Genomic DNA, 416 nt, shown 5'->3' with positions numbered 1-416 from the left:
GGGAATGATGATGTTCTGAACCGACGAGAGTTGGGTGAACAACCGCTGGTGCTGGTGGCTTCACCGCAAATTGCAGATATCGATTTTACTGAGCCGGGAAGACATAACGCCTGTAGCTTTATTATCAACGAACCACAATGTGTCTTCCGGCAGATATTTGAGAGCACGCTGCGCCAGCGGCGGATCACGGTGGAAAACACCATTGAGCTTATAAGTATCGAAAGCATCAAGCGTTGTGTCGCGGCAAATATCGGGGTCAGTTACCTGCCGCGCTTTGCAGTGGGAAATGAACTTGCGAGTGGCGAATTAATCGAATTGCCTTTTGGCGAACAGACGCAGACCATTACGGCAATGTGCGCTCACCATGCCGGAAAAGCGGTTAGTCCGGCGATGCACACTTTTATTCAGTGTGTTGA

General features: G+C 50.2%; 1 protein-coding gene. It reads left to right on the top strand.

Annotated elements, in window-relative coordinates:
* Positions 1 to 416, top strand: a 416-nt coding sequence (locus WCE05_RS26210; protein WP_368816867.1) for a substrate-binding domain-containing protein, incomplete at both ends; no start/stop codon positions are given.

The organism is Pseudomonas sp. I2, from assembly GCF_040984075.1.
GTDB lineage: Bacteria > Pseudomonadota > Gammaproteobacteria > Pseudomonadales > Pseudomonadaceae > Aquipseudomonas > Aquipseudomonas guariconensis_B.
This window is presented reverse-complemented; position numbering and strand designations above follow the sequence as displayed.